At 59.2% G+C, this 7,728-nt stretch carries 9 protein-coding genes; all 9 read left to right on the top strand.

Features of this window, described 5'->3' with window-relative positions; all coding sequences use genetic code 11:
• Positions 1–190: 190 nt before the first annotated feature.
• A complete protein-coding gene (atpB, locus tag HHJ06_RS10210; protein WP_215429405.1) occupies positions 191–1,126 on the top strand; it encodes a F0F1 ATP synthase subunit A in 936 nt (311 codons plus the stop codon).
• An 81-nt stretch (positions 1,127–1,207) separates the two neighbouring features.
• Positions 1,208–1,429: an ATPase gene (locus HHJ06_RS10215; protein WP_102712081.1), complete on the top strand. Its 222-nt coding sequence runs from the start codon at positions 1,208–1,210 to the stop codon at positions 1,427–1,429.
• A gap of 102 nt (positions 1,430–1,531) precedes the next feature.
• The gene (locus HHJ06_RS10220; protein WP_180972286.1) at positions 1,532–2,059 is read left to right on the top strand and encodes an ATP synthase F0 subunit B; all 528 of its coding nucleotides are present in this window, start codon (positions 1,532–1,534) and stop codon (positions 2,057–2,059) included.
• Between the two features lie 8 nt (positions 2,060–2,067).
• Positions 2,068–2,475 carry a F0F1 ATP synthase subunit delta gene (locus tag HHJ06_RS10225; RefSeq protein ID WP_215429408.1) on the top strand — a complete coding sequence of 136 codons (408 nt, stop codon included), beginning with the start codon at positions 2,068–2,070 and terminating at the stop codon, positions 2,473–2,475.
• Between the two features lie 18 nt (positions 2,476–2,493).
• Positions 2,494–4,026, top strand: a complete 1,533-nt coding sequence (gene atpA, locus HHJ06_RS10230) for a F0F1 ATP synthase subunit alpha (protein WP_215429410.1) — start codon at positions 2,494–2,496, stop codon at positions 4,024–4,026.
• Positions 4,027–4,047: 21 nt separating this feature from the next.
• On the top strand, positions 4,048–4,920 hold the full coding sequence (gene atpG / locus HHJ06_RS10235; protein ID WP_215429412.1) for an ATP synthase F1 subunit gamma: 873 nt from the start codon (positions 4,048–4,050) through the stop codon (positions 4,918–4,920).
• 77 nt (positions 4,921–4,997) lie between these two features.
• Positions 4,998–6,425: a F0F1 ATP synthase subunit beta gene (atpD, locus tag HHJ06_RS10240; protein ID WP_343206619.1), complete on the top strand. Its 1,428-nt coding sequence runs from the start codon at positions 4,998–5,000 to the stop codon at positions 6,423–6,425.
• A gap of 24 nt (positions 6,426–6,449) precedes the next feature.
• Positions 6,450–6,872 (top strand): ATP synthase F1 subunit epsilon, encoded by a 423-nt coding sequence (gene atpC / locus HHJ06_RS10245; RefSeq protein ID WP_102712071.1) that lies wholly within the window; start codon positions 6,450–6,452, stop codon positions 6,870–6,872.
• Positions 6,869–7,426, top strand: coding sequence for a DUF5069 domain-containing protein (locus HHJ06_RS10250; RefSeq protein WP_215429417.1), 558 nt, complete (start codon positions 6,869–6,871; stop codon positions 7,424–7,426). Before atpC ends, HHJ06_RS10250 begins: the two co-directional genes overlap by 4 nt.
• The last annotated feature ends 302 nt before the right edge of the window (positions 7,427–7,728 follow it).

A 7,728-nucleotide genomic window follows, 5' to 3' on the forward strand; every position in this document is an offset into this window, starting at 1 on the left:
AAGAAAATGCGGGGAGTGTCCTGCGATCCCTTTAAGATTGTATACAAATGTTCATAATCTGCGTGCGTGCCAAGTTTTGGACTTGCCAAGGGAACGGGGAGAGTACACAATTAACACCGTCAAATAAAGGGAAGTTTCCCCTTTTCCCGTATTTACAGGAGTTGGCGCGAGTAATGGTGAAAGACAGACGATGAGCAGATTTTTCCAGTTCCTGTGGTTGGCGGCGTTGGCGGTGCCCGGCATGATGGGCGGCAGCGCCTGTGCGGCGGAGGAAGGCGCGGGGCACGGACTGGAGCAGGCCGCCCCCCAGTTGTTTTCCATCCCGCTTCCCGGCGGCATTGAACTGCCGGTGTCCAACTCCATGCTGATGCTCTTTCTGGCGGTGCTCCTGATAGGCATTGTGGTATGGTCCGCCACCCGCGCCATGCGCATCCTGCCCTCCCGGCTGCAAAATGCGGTGGAATACTTTTTTGAGACCCTGTACAACTTTGTGGAGTCCCTGCTGGGGCCGCGCCTGACGCGCAAGTACTTCTGGTACTTCGGAACCATTTTCACCATCATCCTGGTCAGCAACTACATGGGGCTTCTCCCCGGGGTGGGCACCATCACCTACAACGGGGTGCTGCTCTTCCGCGGCGCGAACGCGGACATGAACGTGACGATGTTCCTGGGAATCTTTTATGCGCTGATGTGGCTTTACTGGTGCATCCGGGAGCAGGGGGTGAAAGGTTTCTTCATCCACTTGTTCGGGCCCAAGGGCAGGCTGCCCGGTTTCATGGGGTTTGTGCTGGTGCTTATCTTCCTGTTTGTGGGTCTGGTGGAGGTCCTGAGCATCACGATCCGCCCGATTGCCCTGGGCGCCCGTCTTTACGGCAACATTTACGCCGGGGAAACGATCATTGAGACCATGGCCAATATGTTCGGCCCCGTGCTCAGCTCCCTGTGCGTGCTGCCGTTCCTGGCCATTGAACTGCTGGTGGGCTTCATCCAGGCCCTGGTGTTCCTGCTCCTGACGGCTATTTTCCTGAAACTCCAGGTGGGGGACGGCGACTCCCACAGCCACGCGGGCCGGGATGAACAAAAGCTGCCCGTACCGGACAGCCTGCCGCCCGGAAAGGCTTCATGAACCGCACCTTCAACTTTCCGTTCCGGACCATGGGCAACCTGTGGGGGAACGTTCAACAAAAACATAAAACCATACAATAACATGATTGATCCTACTGCAATGACCTCCCTGGCCGAACTGTCCGGGAACGTGGGCTTCGGCCTCGTCACCATCGGCGCCGGCATCGGCATCGGCCTCATCGGCGCGAAAGCCGCGGAAGCCACCGGGCGCAACCCCGGCGCCTCCTCTCCCATCATGGTGATTGCCATTACGCTGGCCGCCCTGATTGAAGGCGTGGCCCTGATCTCCATCTTTGTGAAATAACCCGGACGTTCCGTTCCCGGAGGGAGCTTTTTCCGCTCCGGGGCGGCGTAGCCGTTCCTGCCGGTCCGGAAAACTTCCGGCATGTTTCAACCCGTTCATTTTATGCTGAATCTCATAGCCGACCAGTCCTGGAATCCCTTTGCGCCCTTCGGGGTGACAAGCTGGGAGCCCTTTCTTGCCAACCTGATCGCCTTCATCCTGATGGTGGTGATCCTGCGCTACCTGGCGTTCAAGCCCATCCAGAACGTTCTGGAAAAAAGGCGCCAGCGCATTGAAGAAGGGGAGGAAATGCGTGAGGAAAGCGAACGCCAGCTTGCTTCCGTAAAGGAGCAGACGCATGAAATGCTGGTGGAGGCCGGGGAAAAGGGACAGGAAAAAATAGAAGCCGCCAAGGAAGCCGCCTCCCGCCTGCTGGAGGAACAGGAAGCGGAGGCTGCCCGGAAGGCGGAGGAAATTGTCAAAAAAGCCCGGGAGCTTGCGGAACTGGAACAGCAGAAGGAACGCGACGCGCTGAAAGAGCAGTTCGGCCAGCTGGTGGCCCTGGCTACGGCCCAGGTCACCGGCAAAGTGCTGACGGAAGAAGACCAGCGGAGAATCAACCGGGAAGCAATCGACAGCCTGGATTCCTGAAATAATTTATGAAAATCGGAAAGGACACGCAAAATGCCGCCCGCAGGCTGTTCCGGCTCTGCCTGGACGGTAATACCGTGGCGGAGGACCGCGTGCGCCTGATCGCCCGGAAAATTGCGGAGCGCAAGCCGCGCAATTACGAGGCCCTGCTGACAGCCTTTTCCCGCATGGTGGAATATGCGGTGAAAAGCCGTACGGCCACCATTCAAAGCGCCGTGCCGCTGACGGAGGAGGAACGCTCCCGGATTCAGACGAAACTGGCGGCCAAATACGGCGACGGACTTTACTACAACTGGGAAGTGGAGCCTGGCCTGCTGGGAGGCGTCCGCATCCAGGTGGGCGACGATGTGAAGGACGGCTCCGTGCGTTCCAAAATTGACCGCCTGGCCGACCTGGCCCGCACTCTTTCCAATTAACTAACGAACTTTTTTCCCATGAGCAACATACTTCAAGAACTCGAAGCAGAAATTAAAAAAGCCACGGCTACCGTCAGTCAGGAAAACGTGGGCGTCATCCGTTCCGTGGGGGACGGCGTCGCCAAGATCGAAGGGCTGAGCGACGTGATGCTCAATGAAATGATTGAGTTCCCCGGCGGCGTGATGGGCCTGGCGATGAACCTGGAAGAACATGAGGTGGGCGCCGTGATTCTGGGGGATGATTCCAACTTGAAGGAAGGGGACCTGGTCAAATGCACGGGCCGCCTTCTCTCCGTGCCCGTGGGCCGTTCCCTGCTGGGCCGCGTGGTGAACACGCTGGGGGAACCGATTGACGGCAAGGGACCGATCAAGGCGGAAGCCTACTACCCCGTGGAAAAGATCGCCTCCGGCATTATTTCCCGCCAGCCCGTCACCGTTCCCGTGCAGACGGGCATCCTCCCCATTGACGCCATGATCCCCATCGGCCGCGGCCAGCGTGAGCTCATCATCGGGGACCGCGCCACCGGGAAAACCGCCATTGCCATGGACACCATGATTGCCCAGGCGGAGCAGAACCGCATGGCGGAGGAAGGCAGGCTGCCGGACCACCAGCCGCTGTACAACATTTACGTGGCCATCGGCCAGAAGCGCGCCAACATCAGCCGCCTGGTGGCCAAGCTGGAGGAAACCGGGGCCATGAAATACTCCATCGTGGTGGCGGCCTCCGCCTCGGACCCCGCCGCCATGCTCTACCTGGCCCCGTATGCCGGCTGCGCCATGGGGGAATACTTCATGGACAAGGGGGAGGACGCCCTGATCGTTTATGACGACCTCTCCAAGCATGCCGTGGCCTACCGCCAGATTTCCCTGATTCTGCGCCGTCCGTCCGGGCGTGAGGCATACCCGGGGGACGTCTTTTACCTGCATAGCCGCCTTCTGGAACGCGCCGCGCGCATCAACAAGGAACACGGCGGCGGCTCCCTGACGGCCCTCCCCATCATTGAAACGCAGGCCGGGGACGTTTCCGCCTACATTCCCACCAACGTCATTTCCATCACGGACGGCCAGATCTTCCTGGAAACGGACCTGTTCTACCAGGGGGTGCGCCCCGCCATCAACGTGGGCATCTCCGTCTCCCGCGTGGGTTCCTCCGCCCAGACGAAAATCATCAAGAAGCTGGCCGGCTCCATCAAGCTGGACCTGGCCCAGTTCACGGAATTGCAGGCCTTCGCCCAGTTCGGGTCTGACCTGGACCCCAGCACCAAGGCCAAGCTGGCCCGTGGGGAGCGCATCGTGGAGCTTTTCAAACAGAACCAGTATGAGCCCAAGCTGCTGGGGCTGGAAGCCGCGGACCTGTACGCTATGCAAAAAGGCTATTTTGACGACGTTCCGGTGGACAGGATCAAGGAATGCCAGAATGCCTGGGAAGCCTACATGCAGGACCAGCATCCGGACCTGCTGGAAAGCATCCTGAAGGAAAAGGACCTGACGCCGGAAATAGACGCTGGGCTTAAAACCGCTATTGAATCCTTCAAGCTCAGCTGGAACTAACCACTACGGGAGCACTGAACCATGGGCAACCTGAGAGACATCAGACGCCGGATCAAGTCCGTCAAAAACACGTCCCAGATCACCAGGGCGATGCAGATGGTGGCCTCCGCCAAGATGCGCCGCGCCCAGGACCAGGCCGTGAAAGGGCGCCCCTACATCCGCGCCCTGGCGGAAGTGCTCTACCACCTTCAGGATGAAATTGACACCAGCACCAGCCCGCTGATGCAGACCCACGGCGGCGCGGACCTGGTGCTGCTGGTGAATACGGACCGCGGTCTGTGCGGCGGCCTGAACGCCAACCTGATCAAAATGGTCAGGGAACACGCGCCGGAAAACGCCCACTACGTCACTATTGGCCGCAAGCTGAACGCCGCGCTGGCCAAATGGAATGAACGGCTGGAAGCCACCTGGAGCCTGACGGACCCGCTCTCCCTGCTGGAATTGAAGCCGGTGTTCGACTTCATTGTGCAGAAATTCAAGGCGGAGGAATACGGGCGCGTCTTCATTGCCTTCTCCGGCTTTGTGAACACGATGGTGCAGAAACCCATCTTCCGCCAGCTTCTCCCCATTGAAGCGGAGCCGCTGATGAAAATGGCGAAGGCCGGAGGCGCGGCCCTGGACGGGGAAAACGCCCACAAGCAATTCCTGCTGGAACCCAGCCCCTCCGCCCTGCTGGATACCATCCTGCCCCTTTACGTCTTCCACGGCCTGGTCCAGATCGTGCTGGAAGCCCGCGCGTCCGAGCACTCCGCCCGCATGGTGGCCATGAAGGGCGCCACGGAAAACGCCAAGAACATCATTGACGGCCTCACCCTGGACTACAACAAGGCGCGCCAGACGCAGATCACCAATGAACTGCTGGAAATCACCACGGCCATGCGCGCCATGGAATAACGCCGGACTCCGCTTCTTCACCCACCTTTCAAACAGAACCCTCACCCCTCCTATTTCAACACCAAGTTTTTCTCATGATGAATAACACAGGCACTCTCGTTCAGATCATCGGCGCCGTGGTCGATGCGGATTTTTCCCGGGCTGAAACGCTTCCGGCCCTGCTCAATGCGCTGGAAGTGGACTATGAAGTTGACGGAAAGCGCAAGACCCTGGTCCTGGAAGTCCAGCAGCACATTGGTGACGGCTGGGTGCGCGCCGTGGCCATGAGCTCTACGGACGGTCTGCGCCGCGGCATGCCCGTGCGGGATACGGGGCACCCCATTGAAGTGCCGGTGGGGCAGTGCGTCCTGGGCCGCATCTTCAATGTGCTGGGTGACGCCGTGGACGAACGCGGCGCGCTTGACTGCGCCGGAAAAAAGAGCATCCACCGCAGCGCCCCCCCGCTGGAGGAACAATCCACCAGCACGGAAGTGCTTGAGACGGGAATCAAGGTGATTGACCTTATCTGCCCCTTCCTGAAAGGCGGCAAAATCGGCGCCTTCGGCGGCGCGGGGGTGGGCAAGACCGTGCTCATCATGGAACTCATCAACAACATTGCCAAGGCGCGCAGCGGCCTCTCCGTCTTTGCCGGGGTGGGGGAACGCACCCGTGAAGGGAACGACTTGTACAATGAAATGATAGAATCCGGCGTGATCAATCTGGAAAAGCCGGAGGAATCCAAGGTGGCCCTAGTGTACGGCCAGATGAACGAGCCTCCCGGCGCCCGTCTGCGCGTGGCCCTGTCCGCCCTGACCATGGCGGAATACTTCCGCGACGAGGAGCACAAGGACGTCCTTCTCTTCATTGACAACATTTTCCGTTTCTCCCAGGCGGGGTCGGAAGTGTCCGCCCTGCTGGGCCGCACGCCGTCCGCCGTGGGCTACCAGCCGAACCTGGCGGAAGAAATGGCGGACCTTCAGGAACGCATCACTTCCACCAAGCACGGTTCCATCACCTCCATGCAGGCCGTCTACGTTCCTGCGGACGACCTGACGGACCCGGCCCCGGCCACCACCTTTGCCCACCTGGACTCCACGGTAGTGCTGGAACGTTCCCTGGCCGCCCAGGGCCTGTTCCCTGCGGTGGAGCCGCTGTCCTCCACCTCCAAGGCCCTGGCCCCGGAAATCGTGGGGAATGAGCACTATGAGGTGGCGCGCGGCGTGCAGATGGTGTTGCAGCGCTACAAGGACCTTCAGGACATGATTGCCATTCTGGGCATGGACGAGCTTTCGGAAGAAGACAAGCTCATCGTGAGCCGCGCCCGCAAGATACAGCGCTTCCTGACGCAGCCGTTCCACGTGGCGGAAGTCTTCTCCAGCATTCCCGGCGCTTACGTGCCCGTCTCGGAAACCGTCCGCGGCTTCAAGGAAATCCTGGAAGGCAAGCTGGACATGGTTCCGGAAGATGCCTTCTTCATGCGCGGCGGCATAGATGACGTCCTCAAGGAGGCGAAGGATGTCAAATAACCCCTTTTCCCGCAGTTCCACACCATGAGCATGGAGTTCAAAGTCATTACCCCGGATGAAGTGGCCGTCGCCGCCACGGTGGAATACGTGTATCTGCCCGGCAGCCTCGGGGAGATGGGTGTGCTGGAACACCATACGGCCCTGATCACCTCCCTGGAACCGGGGGAACTCCGTTACAAGCCCCTGGACGGGCCGGAGGAAAGCATGGTGGTGGGAACGGGTTTTGTCCAGGTCAATGACGACCACGTCCTGATGGTGACGGACCTGGCCCTCAACTCCTCCCAGATTGATGAAGGCAGCGTGGAACGGGCCATTCAGGAAGCGCAGGAAGTGCTGAAGGCCCGCTCGGAAATGTCCCGCGAGGAACAGGCCCGCTTTGAGGCGAACCTGACCAAGCAGATCATGATGCTGAACTTCAAGCGCAAACACAAATCCCCCGGCAGATGATGGCGGAAGACTGGAACGACACGTTTTACGACCTTTTCCGCGAGGCGGTGGGGCGCTACCATGAAGGCCACAGGAATGTGGACGGCTTCTTTACGGACCAGGAAATCATCTTCCTGTCTTCCATCGGCTGCCGTACGCGGGAGCTGTTTGACTTTGTGGAACTCTATGCCCGCACGGGAGAACCTTCCCCCACCACGGTGCTGCTGATCGCTGCGGCGCGCAGGGACTTCTTCCTGACCATCCAGCATGGGCAATTTTACCAGGGCAAGCCCGTCATCGGGTATGACCTGCCGGGCTTCGGCGACGAACTCAGCGGCCTTCCGTACCTTCCGCGCCTGATTGCCAAGGCGCGGGCCAAGCTGGTCGGCTCCATGGGGGATGATGTCATCTACTGCTGTGAGAACGACCGCCGCTTCCTCCGGGAACACGGCAACATTCATCCCGCCGATTTCCTGCGGGTGGTCTGGGCCGCAGGCGATAGTGACCCCAAGGTGTACGACTACGTGCGCCAGTGCACGCTGAGTTCTACGGCCAAACCGGTCGATGGTGAATGATATTTGTGCATCGTGACTCCCTTTGGTGGGAGAAGGCTTGATGAAGCAGAGCGTTTGTAGAACTGTCGTTCGGTTAGACGGTGCTTCCAGGGAAATCTTATAGGAGGAAAGAAAGTTCGCTGACCGGCGGTATCTAGCGTCATGGATATGGATGATCAGATGTCTTGTGCTTGATTGGGACTTTAAAGCTAGTCACCGGAAAAATCTGTATTGTCGCCTTGATTAATCAAAAGAATCAGAAGAAGTATTATGTATTTATACCTATGTTGATAATATTATTGTGTATTTGAATACCATAATAC

Origin of the sequence: Akkermansia muciniphila, assembly GCF_018709685.1 — a bacterium.
In the GTDB taxonomy this organism is placed as follows: Bacteria; Verrucomicrobiota; Verrucomicrobiia; order Verrucomicrobiales; family Akkermansiaceae; genus Akkermansia; species Akkermansia muciniphila_E.

Coding starts and splice junctions, on each gene's coding strand:
- HHJ06_RS10250 (WP_215429417.1), top strand. CDS start 6,869: ATGATGGCGGAAGACTGGAACGACACGTTTTACGACCTTTTCCGCGAG.
- atpB (WP_215429405.1), top strand. CDS start 191: ATGAGCAGATTTTTCCAGTTCCTGTGGTTGGCGGCGTTGGCGGTGCCC.
- HHJ06_RS10220 (WP_180972286.1), top strand. CDS start 1,532: ATGCTGAATCTCATAGCCGACCAGTCCTGGAATCCCTTTGCGCCCTTC.
- atpC (WP_102712071.1), top strand. CDS start 6,450: ATGAGCATGGAGTTCAAAGTCATTACCCCGGATGAAGTGGCCGTCGCC.
- HHJ06_RS10215 (WP_102712081.1), top strand. CDS start 1,208: ATGATTGATCCTACTGCAATGACCTCCCTGGCCGAACTGTCCGGGAAC.
- atpD (WP_343206619.1), top strand. CDS start 4,998: ATGAATAACACAGGCACTCTCGTTCAGATCATCGGCGCCGTGGTCGAT.
- HHJ06_RS10225 (WP_215429408.1), top strand. CDS start 2,068: ATGAAAATCGGAAAGGACACGCAAAATGCCGCCCGCAGGCTGTTCCGG.
- atpA (WP_215429410.1), top strand. CDS start 2,494: ATGAGCAACATACTTCAAGAACTCGAAGCAGAAATTAAAAAAGCCACG.
- atpG (WP_215429412.1), top strand. CDS start 4,048: ATGGGCAACCTGAGAGACATCAGACGCCGGATCAAGTCCGTCAAAAAC.